Origin of the sequence: Bifidobacterium sp. (genome assembly GCF_051876855.1) — a bacterium.
Classification (GTDB): domain Bacteria; phylum Actinomycetota; class Actinomycetes; order Actinomycetales; family Bifidobacteriaceae; genus Bifidobacterium.
The window spans coordinates 12,756-31,420 of record NZ_JBJEIH010000083.1 but is presented as its reverse complement, the minus strand read 5'-3'; the positions used below and the strand labels follow the sequence as shown (position 1 = coordinate 31,420).

The window sequence follows — 18,665 nt, the reverse complement described above, 5'->3', positions numbered from 1 at the left end:
TCTTTGATTCGAAACGGAAATCCGTGACATGGTCGTCCTCGTCAATCGAACGGGTCAATCGCCCGACCTGGTCCGGCTCGTCGGCCACGGTCATGGCCACCGACCGGGCGAGCGACTTGGGGTCGATCCGTGGCGTCTCAGGCTCGTCCTGCGGATTCTCAATTGTCTGCATGCTCATCATTCCTGTACGTCGAAGTCGTCTGCAACCGCGCGCATCACCGTCGCGAGCTTCTTGCTGTCCGCCGGCGAAGGATAGTGGTGACGCCGCAAATCGTTGCCCGCCTTGTCAAGCAGCTTGATCAGATCCTCCACAATGGCGGCCATGTCGTCGGGCTTCGGCCGGGTGGCCTTGACCAGCGACGGACCCGCGGCGATCGGCTTGACGCCCATCGCCTGTGGTCCCTTGTGTCCGTCGATCACGGAGAATTCAACCTTCACGCCCTTGCGCAGCGTCGTCGTGCCTTGAGGCAACGCCGCAGCGGGCAGGAACACGTCCTTGCCCTGATCCGTGGCGATGAAGCCGTAACCTTTGTTCGCATCGAACCAACGCACCCGTCCCGTGGGCATAAGCACACCTCTCCTACTCCATACCAAGGCAAGCCGCGCCTGCCGTCATTGAACCAACATATCAGTTTACCGCATAGCCTTCCGTATCGGCTGTGGGCAATGTCACTTCTTGTCGGACGGCGACGATTTGTCTTTCCTGCCCTTGGACGGCTTGCGTTCCTTGCCGCGTTCGCGGGTCTGCGCCTGTGGCTGTGGGCGTTGCATCGGCGTTCTAGTCTGATTGGGGTCAATCGGCAGGACAACCGTCAGCGTCAGACCGCCTCCGGGTGTCGTGGTCGCGCTGATCAGACCATGGTGCGCTTTGACCACGGATTGCGCAATCGCCATGCCCAGCCCGGTGCCGCCTTTCTGCCGCGCGCGGGACGGATCGGCGGTGTAGAAGCGTTCGAAGATCTGCGATTGCGAAGCTTCCGGCACGCCGGGTCCGTGATCGGAGAAACGAATGACCACATAGGGCATGCCCGATTGCAGGCTTTGTCCAACTTCCGCCGCCTCAAGGAAGGATGTAAGCCCCTTGGCATTCGACGACAGATGTGCCAGCTGCTGCGGGGTGATGGACGCGTGCAGCATGCTCAACGCGACTTCAACAGGCGAATCGGACGGCGTGTACCGATGGATGTTGCCTACGATATTGGTGATGACCTGCCGCAACCGCGAGCCGTCGCCCGTAAGGGTGATTGATGGCAGCTCGCCGGGACTGAACGCGAGCCACGTACCCTGTATGTCGCCGCCATGCCGCAGCGCAAGTACACCTTTGGTGATGCCGCGCTGGGGGTCGAGCGCATGCAAGTCGTCGCACGCGTCGGTCAGCTGGGACGTGATGTTCACCTGCTGGGTGACGTCGATGCCTCGGCCTTCGTCAAGCCGCGCGAGCGAGAGCAGATCCTCGACCAGAACGGTCATGCGGGCGCTTGATGCCTCGATATGGCTGATTGATTCGTCGGCACGCTCCAATGCGCCCGGCATGTCGCGCTGCAGCGTGTACAACTCGGCGTACCCGTGGATTGCGGCAAGCGGGGTGCGCAGCTCGTGGCTGGCATCGGATACGAAACGCTTCATCTTTTCGGTCGTTTCCTGCTGCTCGTTGAAGCTTTGCTCGATACGCGCGAGCATGGTGTTCAGCGATGCGGCAAGGGAGCCGACTTCCGTGTTCTCCGGGGCGCTAGGGACACGCTGGCTCAAATCACCGGCGGCGATTTTCGCTGCGGTTTTCTCGATGCGTTTGAGCGGTGCGAGCGTACTTTGGATCAGGATGGTCGCGATGACCGCGCCGATTAGCACGATGGCGATGCTCACCAGCGTGCAGTATTTCGTCAGGGTGTTCACGGTGTCGATTTGGTCGCTCAGCGACAGGCCGATATAGATCACGCCCTTGATCTGCGCGCTGCCGTCCTCAGCTTTCTTGCCCCACGACAGGGCGAGCACCCTCCATGGGGCGTTGGCGGCTTGCAATGTGGAGCGGTTCACCGTGCTGGTGTCCGTGCGCACAATCGCCGATGTGGTGAACGGCTGGCCGATTTTCACATCGCCCATCGACCCGTCCGGCGGCAGATCAGGCACCGAGATGACGTTCTCCCGCATCACCGGAACGAGCGGCGTGTTGAGAATGTGGTAGTTCGTGTCGCGAATCTGCATGAAGTAGTCGTTCGGGCCTACGCTGCCTTGTTCGCTGCTGTCCTTGTTGCGCAACACGTCGATGTTGTCGTAGACCAACTGCGCCTGTTCCGCGAGCTGATTGTCGGTTTTCTGCAGCAGATAGTTGCCGACGAGCTCCTTGATCGAGAAGGTGATGCCTGCGGCGCATACGGTCAGCAACACCATCATGCACGCCAGCAGTTTGGTGCTCAGCGGGATGGCGTCGAAGCGATGGACCAGCATGTCACGCACGGCATCCATGCCGCGTGCGATGGCCGCAATCGGCTTGGGGAGCCTGCTGTACCTGGCCTGGCTGGCAGACTGCCCGCTTTCGTCCCGGGGCATGCCGGACGCGCCGCCGGGCGCGCTGGTTTGTGCAGAACTTGCGGGCATAGCAGGTGCCTTCCGTGTTGTCGTTGACGCGGAATCCCCGCCTGCGACTGCAGCGCATTGCGGGGATTCCTTCGGTGCGTTTCCTGGATGGAGCGGCATCAGGCGTCTTTCTTCGCCGTCTTGGGCGCGCGAATCATGTATCCGATGCCTCGCTTGGTTTCAATCAGCGGGGCGACCTTGTGCTTCTCACCATTCTCATCCTCGACGACCACGCCGTCGACCTTCTTGCGCAGGTAGGAGATGTACGATTCGACGATTGCGGCGTCCCCACCCCAGTCGTACTGCCACACATGGTCAAGAATCTGGGTTTTCGACAGCACGCGCCCCTCGTTGTCCATGAGGTAGCGCAGCAGCTTGTATTCGGTCGGGCTCAGGTCCACCTGCACTCCCGCGCGGGTCACGTCATGGGAATCCTCGTTGATTTCGAGGTCGCCGACGCGGATGATCGGGTCGTCTGCCTCCTGATGGCTGGTGCGGCGCAGAATCGCACGGATGCGCGCCACAACCTCCTCTAGGCTGAACGGCTTGGTGACGTAATCGTCGCCGCCGACGGTCAGACCCATGACCTTGTCCTGGGTGTCGTCGCGCGCGGTGAGGAACAGCACCGGCGAATCGATGCCCTCCTGCCGGATGCGGCGCGTCACGGTGAATCCGTCGATGTCAGGGAGCATGACGTCGAGCACGATCAGGTCGGGATGTACTTTCTCGATGACCTCGATCGCCTCGGAGCCCGAAGCCGCGGTGTTCACTTCGAATCCTGCGAAATGCAACGAGGCGACGAGCAAGTCGCGGATGGAGGGCTCGTCGTCAACAACTACGATGGATGCTTCAATTGGTTTACTCATGCTTCCTAGCATTCCTCTTTTGTCTTCGTGTTTCCTGAGAATGTTCTGCAACTTGCTGAGAAAATCGCTTCAGATATTCATCCACTGCCGAGGAGCCCGACTCCGATGTGGCTGACGCATGGCCCTCGGCACCGGCGGCACGGTCGGATTGGTGTTCGGAGGGGTTTTCCGTACGGCCCTCCCCCGGCGCCTGCGGTTGGGACGCCTGCGAATCTTCTTGCAATTCGCTGTCGATCACGGGGCTCTTGCGGCGGTGGGCGGTGCGCGCACGTTTCGACGAATCTCCGTGACGGTTCGATGGCTTCCCCTGCTTCGATTGCTTCGCACCACGACGGCGCATCGCCTTGCGAGACCGGTCTTGCTTGCCTCCCTTGCTGTGGGCGCCTTTCGCGTTTCGTGCCAGCACGATAATCACCACGACCAGGGCGACCAGCAGCAGCGCCACACCTATGAATAACCCGATGGAGAAATTCTTCGTGTCCCCCGATGTCGATGTCTCCTTGAGCTTGCCGATTTCGTTCATCATCGCAATGGCCGAGCCCGACCAGTCAGGGGCACCTTTCTTGGCGGTCAGCGGCTCCAAGGCGGCTTCCGACAGCGCATCAACGGATTTCTGGTCTTTGAGCCACTTGTCCGAATTGTTCGACACCGCGACGACGAGGTTGCCGTCCGCGCTGGCGACCGCCAGCAACACGGTGTTCGGCTCCGGACTGGTTGACTGCAGCAGGGTGCTCGCCCATGTCGAAGGCTTGGTTTTCGTCCCGAAACTGTCAAGATACAGCAAACGCACCGAAACGCCGTATTCGTTCTTCGTTTTCGTAATCATGTCGGTCACGCTGGTGACGTTCTCGCCAAGCAGGTTGTTCGGGTCGGTGATGTCGGTGCTCAAGGTCGCGCCCGACGAAGTATCCGACGAGGATGAGGAAGAGGAAGACGACGATGCGGAAGGACTGGGGCTCGACGCGTCATCCGCCTCGGCTCGCATCGGCAACGCCGACACCGCGAAAACACAGAACACCACGACAAGCGTCGCGATCGCACGCTGCCACCAGATGGCCGTCTGCTGCGGCTGTCGTCTTTTGACCACATTTGCCGTACGGACGTGAGACATGTTCAAAAACCGCATATTGTCCACTGTAGCGGTCGGCTGCACCAAACGGGGGACGTACGGTCGGCCGACCGCAAACGCTGTAAGGCGAAAACCATGTCAACAAGCAAGAAAGGCAAGAAAGGAACATTCATGGCACAGTACCAAGTCGATTCGGAACAGATTCAGTCCTCAAGCGCCGCGGTGCGCTCGTCCATCGAACAGATCAGACAGGCCGTCCAAGGCATGTACGCGAACCTTGAGGGGCTCAACGGCGTGTGGAGCGGCTCGGCGTCCGCGCAGTTCGCCGGGGTCATCAGGCAATGGCGGGCGGCGCAGCAGCAGATGGACGCGTCGCTGGAGGCAATCGGCATGTCGCTGACGCAAGCGTCGAACGTATACGCCGATGCCGAAGCGCAGGCTTCGCGATTGTTCACGATATCGTGACGGCGTAGGACTGTAGCGGCGACTCGCATCGCGTGAGGCTGCGCTACGGGGGTAGATGTCGTGATTGCGTGCGCGACGGCGCCCGGTGTCGTCGTCTGCCGCGCAGTATCGCCGACACTGCTGTCAAACGCATGGCTACGGCGGTTGTCGAGGGCGTATCACCGGCAGCGTACGCTCATCGCCGGTACGCCTTAGACAGACGCCCCATAATGCTTCAGGGGCGCCGGCGGTTTCCCGTCGACGCCCCTGAAGCATCCATATATGTCACTTGCGTCGTTTCACGCGAATGCGGGACGCTTGTGACCGCTTGGATCAGTAGCCCATGTCAGCGCCCTGGGCCGGAGCCGCAGTCTTCGGCTCCGGCTTGTTGGCCACCACAGCCTCGGTGGTCAGGAACAGGCCGGCAATGGAAGCGGCGTTCTGCAGCGCGGAACGGGTGACCTTGACCGGGTCGGTGACGCCGGCGGCCATCAAATCCTCGAAGGTGTTCGTGGCGGCGTTGAAGCCCTGGCCTTCCGGCAGCTCACGCACCTTGTTGAAGACCACGTCACCGGAGACACCGGAGTTCTCGGCGATCTGCTTGATCGGAGCCTCAACGGCACGGAACACGATGGCCGCACCGGTCGCTTCTTCGCCGGTCAGCGAAGCCAGAGCGTCGCTCTTCTCGGCCTTCTTGGCGGCCTGCACGAGCGCCACACCGCCACCGGGCACCAGGCCCTCTTCGACGGCTGCCTTGGCGTTGCGCACAGCGTCCTCGATGCGATGCTTGCGTTCCTTGGCCTCGACTTCGGTCGCGGCGCCCACCTTGATGACGGCCACGCCGCCGGCGAGCTTGGCGAGACGCTCCTGCAGCTTCTCACGATCGTAATCGGAATCGGTGTTGTCGATTTCGGAACGGATCTGGGCGACGCGGGCAGCCACGTCTTCCTTGGAGCCGCCGCCGGAGACGATGGTGGTCTCGTCCTTGGAGACGATGACCTTCTGGGCGGTGCCGAACACATCCATGTCGATGGAGTCGAGCTTCAGACCCAGCTCATCGGAGACGACCTGGCCACCGGTGAGGATGGCCATATCCTGCAGCATGGCCTTACGACGATCGCCGAAGCCAGGGGCCTTGACCGCGCAGGTGTTGAAGGTGCCGCGAATCTTGTTGAGAATCAGGGTCGGCAGCGCTTCGCCGTCGACGTCCTCGGCCACAATCAGCAGCGGACGGCCGCTCTTCATGACCAGGTCAGCCAGATGGACGATGTCCTGCTGGCTGGACACCTTGCCCGAGGTGAGCAGGATGTACGGGTTCTCCAGCACTGCGGTCTGGTCGTCAGCGTTGGTGACGAAGTACGGGGCGATATAGCCCTTGTCGAAACGCATGCCCTCGGTGAACTCGAGGTCCAGGCCGAAGCGGTTGTTGTCCTCGACGGTCACAACGCCATCCTGGCCGACCTTGTCGAGCGCTTCGGCGATCTTCTCGCCGACCTCAGGATCAGCAGCGGAAATCGTTGCGGTGGCTGCGATCTGGTCCTTGGTCTCCACATCCTTGGCGGAAGCGACCAGTTCCTTGACGATTTCGTCGGTGGCCTTCTCGATGCCGCGACGCAGGGCAATCGGGTTGGACCCGGCGACCACGTTCTTCAGGCCCTCATGGACCAGGGACTGAGCGAGCACGGTAGCGGTCGTGGTGCCATCGCCTGCGACGTCGTCGGTCTTCTTCGCGACTTCCTTGACCAGCTCGGCGCCGATGCGCTCGTACGGTTCTTCAAGGTCGATTTCCTTGGCGATGGAGACGCCATCGTTGGTGATGGTCGGTGCGCCGTAGGTCTTGTCGAGCACAACGTTGCGGCCCTTCGGACCCAGGGTGAGCTTGACGGTGTTGGCGAGCTTGTCGAGACCCGCGAGCATTCCCTGGCGAGCTTCCTCGTCGTATGCAATGATCTTTGCCATCGTTCCTCCACATATGGCTACACGGTATGAACTTCCACCCGAGACCTTGAGCAAGCCGACCGTCAGCTGCCGGTTATCACTCTCGGCTTCCGAGTGCTAATTGGGAGATTAGCACTCTCGAGCGTCGAGTGCCAACATCGCCGCATGTATTGCGCTGTTGGCATGAAATGCGTGTCACGAGTGTCGAACGGGAATAATCCCGGCGCGCCGATCTCTCGCCGCCCCGATGCTGCGCCGCATGCCGCCGTTCACGCAGGAATCCTGCGTGGCGCGGGCTGCCAATCATGGCGTGCCGCAAAGCAACTCCGTAGGAATGAGGACCCGACGCCACGACAAGCAGCCACAATTTCTCATCCCTGCTTCTACCGACGCTGAGTCACCCGTCAGCGTCGGCAGAAGGTTGTTCCTCTGTTTCTGCCGACGCTCAGCACCACCGCAGCGTCGGCAGAAGGTTGAACAATACGAACAGTTCGCAGTGCGCACCCGACCGATCATTCACAAACGGGTTACGCCCAGAACCGCCCCGACGTAAACAGTTTGCGAAACCACACAAACCAGTTACGCTTACAGCGGCCACAGCCGCGGCACTCGATATGCCGAAACAACAACAGGCGCCCCGTCGGGGACGCCTGAAATGAGATGGAGCGCCTGTCAAGCTGATCGACGGAACCGGTCAGGATGACACACGCACCATAAAGTCCAAGAGGATTGCCGGGTCACAGCTTGGTGACGGTGGTCGCTTGGAACCCCTTCGGGCCACGCTCCGCCTCATATTCGACGCGATCGCCCTCATCGAGTTTCTTGAACCCATCCTGTTGGATAACGGAGTAATGCACGAATACATCATCCCCGCCCTCATCTGGGGCAATAAATCCATATCCTTTGCCTGCGTTGAAGAACTTCACCGTGCCTTGTGCCATTTCGATCATCCCTCACATGGGCCGGCCCGACGCAACCATTCACGCCGGCTACCGCCCACTTGGTGCCCCATTGTAGTGAGGCACGGCAACGAAACGCCGAGAGGTCAGTTCATCAGCACAACGACGACCGGCGCGGACAGATTGGTGACCTTGCTTACATTGGAAATGCCCAGCTTGGCGGCGACATCCTGCGCCGTGGCTAGATCGGACTCGTTCTGATACCACACCACGGACGCGCTCGGCAGGCTGCCCGAAGGATTGGCGGCCACGACGTTGGTATACCCTGCACCGGTGAGTACCGCCGCCTGTTTCGCGGCATATCCGGTCTTGCGCGTGCCATTGACCACACGCACTTGGGCGGACAGGTTCGCCGAAGACGAAGACGCCGGCGACGAGGTGGATTCCGACGGCGACGCAGACGCCGACTCGGACGCCGACTCGGAGGCGGACGCCGAAGCCGAAGCCGTATCGCTCGCACTGGCGGATGCCGAAGCGGACGCAGTTGATTTGGCCGAGGTGCTCGATGATGACGAAGCGCTACTGCCGCCGGAGAACAACTTGGCACCTTCACCCGACATGACGGCCCACGTGCCGACGCCTGCGGCGGCGGCGACGATAATCACGATCAGGAACGGCACCAGACGCGAGGCGACCGACCGATTGCCGCGGTGCACGCCAATGGGCCCCTGCGGCGGGTTGTCGAACACGTCCTGCGCGTACGACTCATCAGTGTTCCGGTCTTTGCGTGCCATATGCCGTCCCTTTCGAATAGATCCATCATCGAGTGTACATGCACGGCCGGGCAGCGCCGGCACAAACTGCGGCCTATGTGTCGGATATCCACAGCTTTGTCACGTCCTGCCGCGCTTTGCCCGTCTCCACACCGTACGCTGATCAGCGGATGCGCCGATTAGCGCCATACGTCCATCAACGCCCTAGAGTAGTAGGCATGGAACATGCTCATGTCAAACCGCTGTCCGAGATCATTGACCCCGGGTGGGCCGCAGCGCTGGCCGACGTGGAACCGGATATCCACCGGATGGGGGATTTCCTGCGGGCCGAAATCGCGGCGGGACGCCATTATCTTCCCGCGGGGCGCAATGTCCTGCGCGCGTTCACCATCCCCTTCGACAGCATCAAAGTGCTGATTGTCGGGCAGGACCCGTATCCGACGCCCGGTCACCCGGTGGGACTGAGCTTCTGCGTCGCCCCTGACGTGAAGCCGTTGCCGAAAAGCCTGATCAATATCTATAAGGAGCTCAGCGACGATTTGGGCGTTCCCACGCCGTCCAACGGCGATCTGACCCCATGGACACAACGCGGGGTCATACTGCTCAACAGATGCCTGACCGTTCAAGTCGGCCGTCCCAACAGCCATCAGGGCAAAGGATGGGAACATATCACCGACGAGGCGATCCGCGCTCTCAACGCCCGTACCGACCAAGAGGGCAAGCCGAAGCCTTTGGTCGCGATCCTGTGGGGACGCAATGCGCAGACACTCAAACCGCTGCTGACGAACGCCGCGATCATCGAATCCCCGCATCCGAGCCCCTTGTCGGCCTCGCGCGGTTTCTTCGGGTCGCGCCCGTTCTCTCGGGCCAACCAGGCGCTGGTCGCCATGGGTGCGCAACCCGTGGACTGGGCGCTTCCGCCCGCCACATCCCCCGCCTACGGGCAGCTGCAACCTACGGCCTCCAAGCCGATACCGCCGCTGGTGCCCCGAGCCGACACCCCGGCAACCCCCGCACCGCAAGCGCCCACCATGACACCTCTGCTGTAAGCGAGGCATCCTAATCCGCTACTATGCTGGGATACCGGTCTGCGGCCAACCGACCGCAACCCGACCAGCCACCAATCGTTGGAGCACACCATGGCACTTTTCCCACCACAACCGAACATCCCGCAACCGATGCCGCCGATGCCGCAACAACCGACAACCCCGACATCCGCGGGCCTGTCGCCCGACGATCTCAACCACGCACGGCAGCTGGCCGACCGCATCCGCGCACGGTTCGCGCAAACCCTCGTGGGCCAGGACAACCTGCGTGAAGCGCTGATTGTCACCATGGTCTCCGGAGGGCATATCCTCATCGAATCTGTCCCCGGCTTGGCCAAAACGACCGCAGCGCAGACGCTGGCGACATCAGTGTCGGGCAGTTTCAAACGCGTGCAATGCACCCCCGACCTCATGCCGTCCGACCTGGTAGGCACCCAGGTCTTCGACTTCTCCACGCAGCGGTTCAGCACACAAATCGGCCCGATTCACGCGAATTTCGTGCTGCTTGACGAAATCAACCGTTCCAACGCGAAAACCCAGTCCGCGATGCTCGAAGCGATGGCCGAAGGCGCCACGACCATCGGCGGGGAACGTATCGCGCTGCCGCAGCCGTTCATGGTGATCGCCACCGAGAACCCGATTGAGGAAGAAGGCACGTTCAATCTGCCTGAAGCGCAGATGGACCGATTCACAATGAAGGCGGTCATGGGCTATCCCAGCGCTGACGAGGAGCAGCGCATGCTTGCCATGCTCACCAAACGCGGTTCCGACACCGTCGACGCCAAAATGCTCGAAGGCGACGTTCTCTCGCTTGCCGACGTCGAGTTCCTGCGCGCCGCCGCCCGACGGGTTCACGTCTCCGAAGCGATCATGGGCTATGCGGTCGATATCGTGGCGACCTCCCGAGGCGCCGGAACCCACCCAATCGCGGATTTGTCGGCAAAGGTCCGTCTCGGTGCCAGCCCGCGCGCTTCCATTGCGCTCATCCGCGTCGGACAGGCAGCCGCCCTGCTCGCCGGACGCGACTATGTGATTCCTGAAGACGTCAGGATGTTCGCGCATGAAATCCTGCGCCACCGCATCCTGCTGACCTTCGAAGCGCTCGCCGACGGGGTGACCAGCGACCAGGTGGTCGACTCCGTCGTGGCGACGGTGCCGGTGCCATGATCGACGGCATGACAGGCACCGCAAACGGCAGCATTGCCGGAGACATGACCGGCGGCGACGCAATCCGCAGGAAAATCGAAGCGCTCGCCACCACGCTCAGTTTGCCGACCGTCCGGCGGGCGTTGGGCACCCTTGAAGGCGAACACCCTTCCCACCGGCGGTTCGGCAGCGACGACATCATGGACATCCGCCCGTACGAGCCCGGAGACGAGGCGCGTCGCATCGATTGGCATACAAGCGCGCGCAGTGGCAGGCCAATGGTCGTCCACAGGCAGCGGCGGGTCACGTCTCGCGTATGGATGCTAATGGACACAGGCCGGGAGATGACCGGCTCGTGCGAGTCGGGGGAAATGGCGTGGCAGGTTGCGGCGAACGGCCTGCGGATGTTTGCCGCGTTGAGCTTGCGCAGGTCCGACGACATCTCCTTGGTCTGCGCTGATTCGGCGAGTATCACCAGAGTGCCGTTCCATGGCGGTTTCGCCCAGTTCGAGCACACGCTCGACCGCGCGCTGGAACGCCCTTGGGACCATCCGCGCAATATGGATGCCCTGTTGGATTATGCGCGGCGGATCAGCGACCGTAACGCCTTAATCGTGCTGGCGACCGACGAGCACGCGCTTGGCGAGCGCCAGCTCGGCGCGATCCATGCCATCGCTCGGACCCACCCGATGGTGATTGTCGATGTGGAGACCATCAATCCGTTCACTGTCCGTCAGCGTGCGGTCGCCGACGCCGATACCGGCAGAAGGTTGCCGGCGTTCCTCATCGACGCCGTGAGCAAACGCGAAGTGGACACTCACCGCAGCTATCTCGCCGCCCAGCTCGAAGCCCAGTTGCATGCCGGGGGTTCGACGCTTATGCGCGCTCCATCAAGCGAAGCCATGTTCCGCTCTTTCGTGCGCACGGTATCCGTGACACTTGCACGCACCGGCTTCTCGACCCACCCGGTGGCTCCCCCGCAGGCCGTTGGCGCGACCGGCAAGGCAGGAGAACGCTTATGAGCACTGCTATCACCGCCATCGTCCCTATCGTTGCGGCCATCAAGCTCGACGATCTCAAACCCGAGCAGCCGTACACCGGCGCCGGCGCCATCGCTGCTGTCCTTGCGGCCTCGCTCGCCTTGGCATGCCTGTTTGTCGTCTTGGCTGTCGTGCTGTCCAAACCGCGTCGATCCCGCCCACAGGCCAAGCGAGCGCATCGCGGGGTGCATCACCAGACCAGCGGCACCCGGGTGTGGCACCGGCGCATCGACGAAGTGGTAGACCGATTCCATGCGGGCGACATCAGCCGAGACCAAGCCTTCGCCCAACTCGCCTCGCTGGCACGCGCATACGCATCCGGTATGGCGGACGACACCATGGAAACCCGGACCCTGTCAGATCTCAACCGCACGATACCGACGTCCACAGGCAACGAGAAAGCCGGATTCATGCTGCTGCGTCAGACCATCGCGGCCTTGTATCCACCGGAATTCGCTGATGAACGGTACAATGACGCAGCCCGGTCGACCAGCGTCGAACAGGGAGCCGAATGGGTATCCACACTCGTTGAAAGGTGGCGCCGATGAGATGGCAATGGCCTTGGGCCGCGCTAATCGCCTTGGGCGCCGCCTGCGTAATCGCGGCAGGCGCCTCAGTGTTCGCCGCATGGCGGGAACGCAAGGCGTCCGGGCGCAATCCCGACCTCAAATCGTACAGCCTTGACGAAGACCTGAACACCGAGCATGCCTCCGAGCTGTTCCGCCAATGGAGGACCTTCAACCGGATTGCGGCGGGCGCACTCGTCGCGGCACTGATCCTATCCGTCTCACTGGTCGCCCGGCCCTCGACCATCAACGAGGAACAGGAACGCTCGGCGAGCCGCGATATCGTCCTATGCCTCGACGTGTCCGGCTCCACACTCCCCTACGACCGGCAAATCATCGACACGTATCTCAAACTCGTGTCGAATTTCCAAGGCGAGCGCATCGGCATGAGCATCTTCAACTCGACTTCACGCACAGTGTTCCCGCTGACCGACGACTATGCGCTGGTGACCAGCCAGCTCAAATCCGCCGCATCGATTCTCAAAGGCGTGCAGACGCAGGATGACATCGACAAGATGAGCGATGAAGACTATCAGAAGGTCTCCGATTGGCTGGACGGCACACAGAACAAGACCAACGCGACATCCCTGATCGGCGACGGGCTCGTCAGCTGCGCGGCGATGCTGCCCGGTTTCGCGTACGGCAATGCTGCGCAGCCGGCGTCCTCCGCCAAAGGCGCCGCGCGCCGGCGTTCGTCATCCATCGTGCTGGCTACTGACAATGTCGTGTCCGGGCAGGAGACCTACACGCTCAAGCAGGCACTCGACTTGACCCGCACGGCCTCCATCAGCGTGGACGCGGTGTATGCCGGTGCCAAGGAGAGCCTGAGCGACACAACGACCACCAGCCTCAAAAAGCAGATTGAATCGCACGGCGGCACGTTCATGTCCCAAGCCGACGGCTCATCAATCGAATCCATGGTCCGGACCATCGAAGAGCGCCAAAGCGCGCACAGCAAACGCGACGCGCAATCAGCCGTCGATGACGCCCCGGGCTGGTGGACACTCGCCCTCGCGGTGTGCATCATCGTATGGCTCGCATTCGCTTGGAGGCTGAGACGATGAACGGATGGACACTATCCCCCGCACTCGGCTGGCCGGCAGGCGTCGCGCTCGCCGTGATCATGACGGCATGTGCGATCGCTGAGATTGTCATCCACATCCGGCAGCGCGCCGCAAGCGACGAAACCGTGGCCTCATGCGTGCGACGGACGCTGATCTGCCTGCTGACTGCCGTCGCAGTGTTGACACCAAGCACCGTCGCAGAAACCACCAGCAAAGCGGTCAACGCGACCGACATCGTCATCGCCATCGACACCACGAGCTCCATGGCGGTCAAAGACGCGACCTACGGCGACGCGACGACAATCAGCCGTCTCGACGCCGCGAAACACGCCGTCCACGACCTGACCAAAGCCTATCCCGCAGCCAGTTTCTCCGCGATAAGCTTCGGGGCGAGCGCCTCGCTGGATGTCCCGCTGACGCCCGACACGCTTGCCATCGACAATTGGGCGGATTCACTGAGCGTCGAGCCCACGGCGGCATCGTCAGGATCGTCGCTGGACACCCCGCTGGACAAATTGCTGCTCACGCTCAAAGACATCCGCCAACGCCATCAGGACGACACCATTGTGCTGTTCCTGATCAGCGACGGCGAGCAGACCTCGACCACCACGCGCAGAACCTACTCGTCGTTACGCCGGTATCTCGATGATGCACTCGTGCTGGGCACCGGATCGGCCACAGGCGGACAAATCCCCGCCGACGGTTCAGATGACAGTCCTGACGGCCAGGAAACCTGGGTGACCGACCCGACCACCGGCCAGCCCGGTATTTCAAAACTCAGCCCGGATACGCTGAGCACCATCGCCGACGAGCTCAGCGGCACCGCTGTCATGCTGGACGCCACCCACACCGCGACCGATTCGCTGCCGAAGGCGTCCAAGACGTGGCGGACCACCTCCACCGCAAAGACACGGCAACGTACCACACCCGTGGTCTGGCCGATCGCCATCGCCATCGCCGCGCTGCTGGCATGGGAGTTCGGTGCATGGGTAGGAATGTCAAGGAGACTGCTATGACCGCTACGAACGGCACATCGAACTCGCTGCCGGAACCGCCTACCACCGGCGCGAAACGCGCCGCGCTCGCGGTTCGCATCGCGCTGGTTGTGCTCGCATGCCTCGCGCTGGCTCTGGCCATAGTCGCGGCGGCTAATCTGCAAGCCCAAAGCGCCTATAACCAGGCCACCGCAAGTCTCAAAGCCGATTTGGCGGCGTCGGCGAAGGCCACTGCAGACTGGTCGACGCTCGCGGCCCGTCAAGAGCAGACCGACGACCAGTTCGCCGAGGCAGCGACATGGAACGCCGTCCTGCTGCCTGAGCTCAAACAGCTCATCGCCGCCAACAGCGCCACATCGCACACCCTGACCAAGCGCATCGCGGCGGAACTCAAACAGCAGCAGGGCGCGGCTTCGTCCTCTTCAGCCGATTCCGGGGACGGTTCGGCGCAACAGCCGTCGGCTTCTTCGTCCCCATCGTCTTCCCAGGACGGGTTGAACGACGAACAACGTCAACAGGTCCAGGATCTGCTCAAATCCAACCAGTCCCCCTCACCCTCACCATCGACAAGCTCCACCACGGGAACGACAACCCCCACGCCCAGCGGGAGCGTCAAACCATGGTGAGTGCCGGTCAGGCTTGCGCTTGAGACGACAAAACGGCGACAGCACAAGCCTGATCAACTTTTGACCACATCAAAGCGTCAAGCGTGCATCAGGACGCGTCATACGCTTCGATGGAAGCATGACATCATTCACACTATTCCAACCATCACCGTCCATAGGCGGACCGGGGGCATGCACATGCCGGCGTGCCGCCGCAGCAGCAATCGACGCACTCGACACCGCGTATTTCCACACCCGCGCGGGCGCAACGGCACTCGACGAATGCACGGCACTCGCCAACGCCGCACACTGGCAGGGCCAGGCCGCGACACTGATGAGACAATCACTCAACACGCTGATCGTCCAAGCCGACACCATCGGCCAACGCGCACGCATCATGCTCGCCAACCGCCGGGAGGACGCGCAATGACATGGCAGGTCACATCCAGCATCTCAGGCGGCCCGACGTTGAGCGTCCCCGATGCACAGCAGTTCCAAGCACTGATCGCTTCGCTTGAGCAGGCTTCGCACAGGATGTCGCTTCAGGCAAGGCTATGGTCCGAGGCGCGCGAACGCATTGTCTCCTCCCAGCTTCAATCCGGATACTGCCCGGCCAATCGACAAATCAGTCCCAGCAGTCCCGGCAACGCCGGCAACGCGTTCCGGCATATTCCCCTGCGGCACCGCGAACTGTCGCACTGGTGCGATGAACAGACCCGCGACTGCCAGGCCATAGCCGCACGGCTAGATACGCTCTCCCGGCTCGTGGCTCGTGCCCACGGCCTGTATATGGATGCCGAACACCGCGCTTCGTCGTACGGCGGTTCAATCCCCACAGATCCGCTGGCCACATCCGCACCGAGTCTGAAAGGGCTGGCCGCTTCGATTCTCGAATCCATCGGATCCATACGAGCAGGCGGCGACGCGCGGCAGGCGGCGCTCGAAGCGCTGCATTCCACCGCCCCCTATCATGAGGCCATCATGGCAGGGTTCAGCGCCATGGTGCTCGGCGGCATCGCAGTGACACGGATCGCAGGCGGCAACGCCCCCGGCAGCGACGACGGGACGGGCAGCGGCACGGGCAGCGCCCGGAGAGCAGACGATCTGTTCCAAGGCATGCTCACCAAGCAACGCGTCAACATCGCCGCCGGGCAACTCGCCGCACTCACCACCTCACTCAACGATAACCGGCAAGGCAACCGTCTCGATCTGACCCGGCAGCACCCTCCCCGGCAGGTCGTGCAACCGGTCGACGACATCGCCGGCGCCATCGCGCAACTGCGTTCCCTTGCCGAAAGCCAATACGGCACCGGAGCAGACAACGGCCTGTCGTATGCGACGATTGCAATCCAACGCTACCGGCGTGAGGACGGGAGCGTGGGATGGCTCGTCATCGTGCCCGGCACCGACGGCCACGCGGATTCCCCGTTCGGCTGGCCGCAGAATATCGAGCTGATGAGCAGCGACGCGAATACCAGAATCGGGGCCGACAGTGCGCGGATGGTTATGGAAGCCATGGATCGCGCCGGCGTCGGGCGCGACGACCCCGTCGCCGTCATCGGGCATTCCCAAGGTGGTATCGTGGCCGCCACACTCGCCGCCGACAGCGGGTACAACATCAGGCATATCGTCACCGCAGGCTCGCCCGTGGCGAACCATCCAATCCGCGAAGGCGTATGGACGACAAGCATCGAAATGGACGACGAACTGGTTGCGGCGCTGGATGGCACGCCTAATCCGGCCGGCGAATCATGGCTCACCATCCGCGGCTCGGTCAGCCGACAATCCGAACACCATGACAGCAATACTGCGGATATGGCTTCGCCGGTGCCGCAAAGCGTCAAACGTCGTGAAATGTCACATCATCTGAAATTCCATCAAACGGCGTATGCCAATGCGCTCGCGCTTGGGTCCGGGGCGGTGTCCTCGCATGACCGGCACTTCAGCCAAGTCGTCGGCGGCACGCTAGAGGAAACCAGCTACTGGCAGGGCCGCATGACGCGATGAGAGCGGCGGCGGGAGCATGACCGCCGCCGGTTCACGGTAGGAAGTATCCTGAGCAGTATGAAGCTTACTGACATCACCCCAGCAATCGCACTGACCCCGCTCGACGGGCGCTACCACAAGCAGACGGCCCCCTTGGTGGAATACATGAGCGAACCGGCGCTCAACCGCGAGCGCATGCGCGTGGAAGTCGAATGGATGATCCTGCTCGCCAACGGGTTCTCCGGCAATGGCAACCAGCCGATCGTTCCCGGTGTCAAGCCGCTGACCGAGGCTGAGCAGGAGTATCTGCGCGCCATCCCCGAACAGTTCGGCGCGGAGGGCATCGCCCGTCATGCGGCGCATGAGGCGATTACGCATCATGACGTGAAGGCGGTCGAATACTATATCGACGACGAACTGGACAAAGCCGCCGACGCGCTCGGTGAAGACACCCAGCTGACCCATCTGAAAACCCTGGTGCATTTCGCCTGCACGAGCGAGGACATCAACAATCTGTCCATCGCCCGGTGTGTGAAGAACGCGATTGAACAGGTGTGGCTGCCTGACGCGCAGGCGATTGTCGACCTGCTGACCGAAAAGGCCGAACAGTATCGCGATATGTCCCTGCTCGCCCTGACCCACGGCCAGCCTGCCACGCCGACCACGCTGGGCAAGGAACTCGCCGTGTTCGTCCACCGCCTCAACCGCCAGCTCAAGCATGTGCGCGAACAGGAATACCTCGGCAAGATCAACGGCGCCACCGGCACCTTCGGTGCGCATCTGGCAGCTCTGCCGGACGTCGACTGGATCGCCGTCTCCCAAGAGTTCGTCACCAACCGTATGGGACTGACCTGGAATCCGCTGACCACGCAGATCGAAAGCCACGACTGGCAGGCTGAGCTGTACGGCACCATCAGCCATACCAACCGCATCCTGCATAATCTCGCGGTTGACGTGTGGATGTACATCTCACGCGGCGTGTTCGCCCAGGAACCGGTCAAGGGCGCCACCGGCTCCTCCACTATGCCGCACAAGGTCAATCCGATTCGCTTCGAAAACGCTGAAGCCAATCTCGAGATCTCCTGCTCCTTGCTGGACACCCTGTCCGCCACGCTGGTGGAAAGCCGTTGGCAGCGCGACCTGACCGATTCCACCACGCAGCGCAATATCGGCTCCGCGCTCGGCTATTCCGTCCTCGCGCTGACGAACCTGCTCGGCGGCCTCAAGTCCATCCATCCCAACGAGATCGTCATCAGCCGCGAGCTGGATGAGAACTGGGAGGTGCTCGGCGAGCCCATCCAGACGGCGATGCGCGCCGGCGAGCTGGCAGGCGAACCCGGTATGGATCATCCGTACGAGAAAGTCAAGGAGCTCATGCGCGGCCACAGCATCGGCAAGGCAGACGTCGAACGGTTCATCGACGAGCAGTCCTTCGATTCGGCCACCGCGGCACGGCTCAAGGCGCTGACACCGGCCACCTATACCGGCGCCGCGTCGAAGCTGGTCGATTTCGACCGCCAGTAACCACCAGACATCAGGCGCAGGGCGTGTGCCCTAGCGAGCTCGCATTCGCGCGTCTGACAGTCCGCCAACGAAGGCGCGTCACAGCCGGGCAAGGCCGTGACGCGCCTTTGCCACGTTCATAACCGCAGAC

The 18,665-nt window shown here is 62.3% G+C and carries 17 protein-coding genes and 1 pseudogene; 11 read left to right on the top strand and 7 right to left on the bottom strand.

What is annotated here, in order from left to right; genetic code table 11:
- Positions 1–177: 177 nt before the first annotated feature.
- The 4 genes from ACI38B_RS05620 to ACI38B_RS05605 all read right to left on the bottom strand — a co-directional run bounded on the left by ACI38B_RS05620 (position 178) and on the right by ACI38B_RS05605 (position 4,527).
- A complete protein-coding gene (locus ACI38B_RS05620) occupies positions 178–567 on the bottom strand; it encodes a cold-shock protein (RefSeq protein WP_015450651.1) in 390 nt (129 codons plus the stop codon).
- Positions 568–669: 102 nt separating this feature from the next.
- The gene (locus ACI38B_RS05615; protein ID WP_439729891.1) at positions 670–2,445 is read right to left on the bottom strand and encodes a sensor histidine kinase; all 1,776 of its coding nucleotides are present in this window, start codon (positions 2,443–2,445) and stop codon (positions 670–672) included.
- Between the two features lie 248 nt (positions 2,446–2,693).
- Complete coding sequence (locus ACI38B_RS05610) at positions 2,694–3,440, bottom strand: response regulator transcription factor (protein ID WP_439729888.1); 747 nt, start codon at positions 3,438–3,440, stop codon at positions 2,694–2,696.
- A complete protein-coding gene (locus ACI38B_RS05605; protein WP_439729887.1) occupies positions 3,433–4,527 on the bottom strand; it encodes a TPM domain-containing protein in 1,095 nt (364 codons plus the stop codon). The genes ACI38B_RS05610 and ACI38B_RS05605 overlap by 8 nt, the downstream gene beginning before the upstream one ends.
- A 153-nt stretch (positions 4,528–4,680) precedes the next feature.
- On the opposite strand from ACI38B_RS05605, the gene ACI38B_RS05600 reads away from it, so the two are divergent.
- Positions 4,681–4,974, top strand: coding sequence for a WXG100 family type VII secretion target (locus ACI38B_RS05600; protein ID WP_439729886.1), 294 nt, complete (start codon positions 4,681–4,683; stop codon positions 4,972–4,974).
- Between the two features lie 312 nt (positions 4,975–5,286).
- Here ACI38B_RS05600 and groL read toward each other — a convergent pair whose 3' ends face one another.
- The 3 genes from groL to ACI38B_RS05585 all read right to left on the bottom strand — a co-directional run bounded on the left by groL (position 5,287) and on the right by ACI38B_RS05585 (position 8,584).
- Positions 5,287–6,912, bottom strand: a complete 1,626-nt coding sequence (gene groL, locus ACI38B_RS05595) for a chaperonin GroEL (RefSeq protein ID WP_439729885.1) — start codon at positions 6,910–6,912, stop codon at positions 5,287–5,289.
- Between the two features lie 716 nt (positions 6,913–7,628).
- Positions 7,629–7,832 (bottom strand): cold-shock protein, encoded by a 204-nt coding sequence (locus ACI38B_RS05590; RefSeq protein WP_439729884.1) that lies wholly within the window; start codon positions 7,830–7,832, stop codon positions 7,629–7,631.
- A 104-nt stretch (positions 7,833–7,936) separates the two neighbouring features.
- A complete protein-coding gene (locus ACI38B_RS05585) occupies positions 7,937–8,584 on the bottom strand; it encodes a LytR C-terminal domain-containing protein (protein WP_439729883.1) in 648 nt (215 codons plus the stop codon).
- A gap of 197 nt (positions 8,585–8,781) precedes the next feature.
- Here ACI38B_RS05585 and ACI38B_RS05580 point away from each other — a divergent pair.
- From ACI38B_RS05580 to purB, 10 genes and pseudogenes are all read left to right on the top strand, one after another.
- Positions 8,782–9,480: pseudogene (locus tag ACI38B_RS05580) on the top strand (uracil-DNA glycosylase); the annotation flags it as partial.
- Between the two features lie 222 nt (positions 9,481–9,702).
- A complete protein-coding gene (locus ACI38B_RS05575) occupies positions 9,703–10,776 on the top strand; it encodes an AAA family ATPase (RefSeq protein WP_439729882.1) in 1,074 nt (357 codons plus the stop codon).
- 8 nt (positions 10,777–10,784) lie between these two features.
- Positions 10,785–11,777: a DUF58 domain-containing protein gene (locus tag ACI38B_RS05570; protein ID WP_439729881.1), complete on the top strand. Its 993-nt coding sequence runs from the start codon at positions 10,785–10,787 to the stop codon at positions 11,775–11,777.
- Positions 11,774–12,343: a hypothetical protein gene (locus ACI38B_RS05565; RefSeq protein ID WP_439729880.1), complete on the top strand. Its 570-nt coding sequence runs from the start codon at positions 11,774–11,776 to the stop codon at positions 12,341–12,343. Before ACI38B_RS05570 ends, ACI38B_RS05565 begins: the two co-directional genes overlap by 4 nt.
- Positions 12,340–13,425 carry a VWA domain-containing protein gene (locus tag ACI38B_RS05560; protein ID WP_439729879.1) on the top strand — a complete coding sequence of 362 codons (1,086 nt, stop codon included), beginning with the start codon at positions 12,340–12,342 and terminating at the stop codon, positions 13,423–13,425. Before ACI38B_RS05565 ends, ACI38B_RS05560 begins: the two co-directional genes overlap by 4 nt.
- Positions 13,422–14,441, top strand: a complete 1,020-nt coding sequence (locus ACI38B_RS05555; RefSeq protein WP_439729878.1) for a VWA domain-containing protein — start codon at positions 13,422–13,424, stop codon at positions 14,439–14,441. The genes ACI38B_RS05560 and ACI38B_RS05555 overlap by 4 nt, the downstream gene beginning before the upstream one ends.
- Entirely contained in the window at positions 14,438–15,046 is a 609-nt protein-coding gene (locus tag ACI38B_RS05550; protein ID WP_439729877.1) for a DUF6466 family protein, read from the top strand. The genes ACI38B_RS05555 and ACI38B_RS05550 overlap by 4 nt, the downstream gene beginning before the upstream one ends.
- Positions 15,047–15,164: 118 nt before the next feature.
- Positions 15,165–15,455: a hypothetical protein gene (locus tag ACI38B_RS05545; protein WP_439729876.1), complete on the top strand. Its 291-nt coding sequence runs from the start codon at positions 15,165–15,167 to the stop codon at positions 15,453–15,455.
- Positions 15,452–17,032, top strand: coding sequence for an alpha/beta fold hydrolase (locus ACI38B_RS05540; RefSeq protein ID WP_439729875.1), 1,581 nt, complete (start codon positions 15,452–15,454; stop codon positions 17,030–17,032). The genes ACI38B_RS05545 and ACI38B_RS05540 overlap by 4 nt, the downstream gene beginning before the upstream one ends.
- Before the next feature lie 57 nt (positions 17,033–17,089).
- On the top strand, positions 17,090–18,535 hold the full coding sequence (purB, locus tag ACI38B_RS05535; RefSeq protein WP_439729874.1) for an adenylosuccinate lyase: 1,446 nt from the start codon (positions 17,090–17,092) through the stop codon (positions 18,533–18,535).
- The last annotated feature ends 130 nt before the right edge of the window (positions 18,536–18,665 follow it).

What these genes read in the sequence shown, in the direction of transcription:
- ACI38B_RS05590 (WP_439729884.1), bottom strand. Translation starts at nt 7,832, where the DNA reads ATGGCACAAGGCACGGTGAAGTTCTTCAACGCAGGCAAAGGATATGGA.
- ACI38B_RS05585 (WP_439729883.1), bottom strand. Translation starts at nt 8,584, where the DNA reads ATGGCACGCAAAGACCGGAACACTGATGAGTCGTACGCGCAGGACGTG.
- ACI38B_RS05540 (WP_439729875.1), top strand. Translation starts at nt 15,452, where the DNA reads ATGACATGGCAGGTCACATCCAGCATCTCAGGCGGCCCGACGTTGAGC.
- ACI38B_RS05570 (WP_439729881.1), top strand. Translation starts at nt 10,785, where the DNA reads ATGACAGGCACCGCAAACGGCAGCATTGCCGGAGACATGACCGGCGGC.
- ACI38B_RS05615 (WP_439729891.1), bottom strand. Translation starts at nt 2,445, where the DNA reads ATGCTGGTCCATCGCTTCGACGCCATCCCGCTGAGCACCAAACTGCTG.
- ACI38B_RS05565 (WP_439729880.1), top strand. Translation starts at nt 11,774, where the DNA reads ATGAGCACTGCTATCACCGCCATCGTCCCTATCGTTGCGGCCATCAAG.
- ACI38B_RS05545 (WP_439729876.1), top strand. Translation starts at nt 15,165, where the DNA reads ATGACATCATTCACACTATTCCAACCATCACCGTCCATAGGCGGACCG.
- groL (WP_439729885.1), bottom strand. Translation starts at nt 6,912, where the DNA reads ATGGCAAAGATCATTGCATACGACGAGGAAGCTCGCCAGGGAATGCTC.
- ACI38B_RS05550 (WP_439729877.1), top strand. Translation starts at nt 14,438, where the DNA reads ATGACCGCTACGAACGGCACATCGAACTCGCTGCCGGAACCGCCTACC.
- ACI38B_RS05620 (WP_015450651.1), bottom strand. Translation starts at nt 567, where the DNA reads ATGCCCACGGGACGGGTGCGTTGGTTCGATGCGAACAAAGGTTACGGC.
- ACI38B_RS05575 (WP_439729882.1), top strand. Translation starts at nt 9,703, where the DNA reads ATGGCACTTTTCCCACCACAACCGAACATCCCGCAACCGATGCCGCCG.
- ACI38B_RS05555 (WP_439729878.1), top strand. Translation starts at nt 13,422, where the DNA reads ATGAACGGATGGACACTATCCCCCGCACTCGGCTGGCCGGCAGGCGTC.
- ACI38B_RS05610 (WP_439729888.1), bottom strand. Translation starts at nt 3,440, where the DNA reads ATGAGTAAACCAATTGAAGCATCCATCGTAGTTGTTGACGACGAGCCC.
- ACI38B_RS05600 (WP_439729886.1), top strand. Translation starts at nt 4,681, where the DNA reads ATGGCACAGTACCAAGTCGATTCGGAACAGATTCAGTCCTCAAGCGCC.
- purB (WP_439729874.1), top strand. Translation starts at nt 17,090, where the DNA reads ATGAAGCTTACTGACATCACCCCAGCAATCGCACTGACCCCGCTCGAC.
- ACI38B_RS05560 (WP_439729879.1), top strand. Translation starts at nt 12,340, where the DNA reads ATGAGATGGCAATGGCCTTGGGCCGCGCTAATCGCCTTGGGCGCCGCC.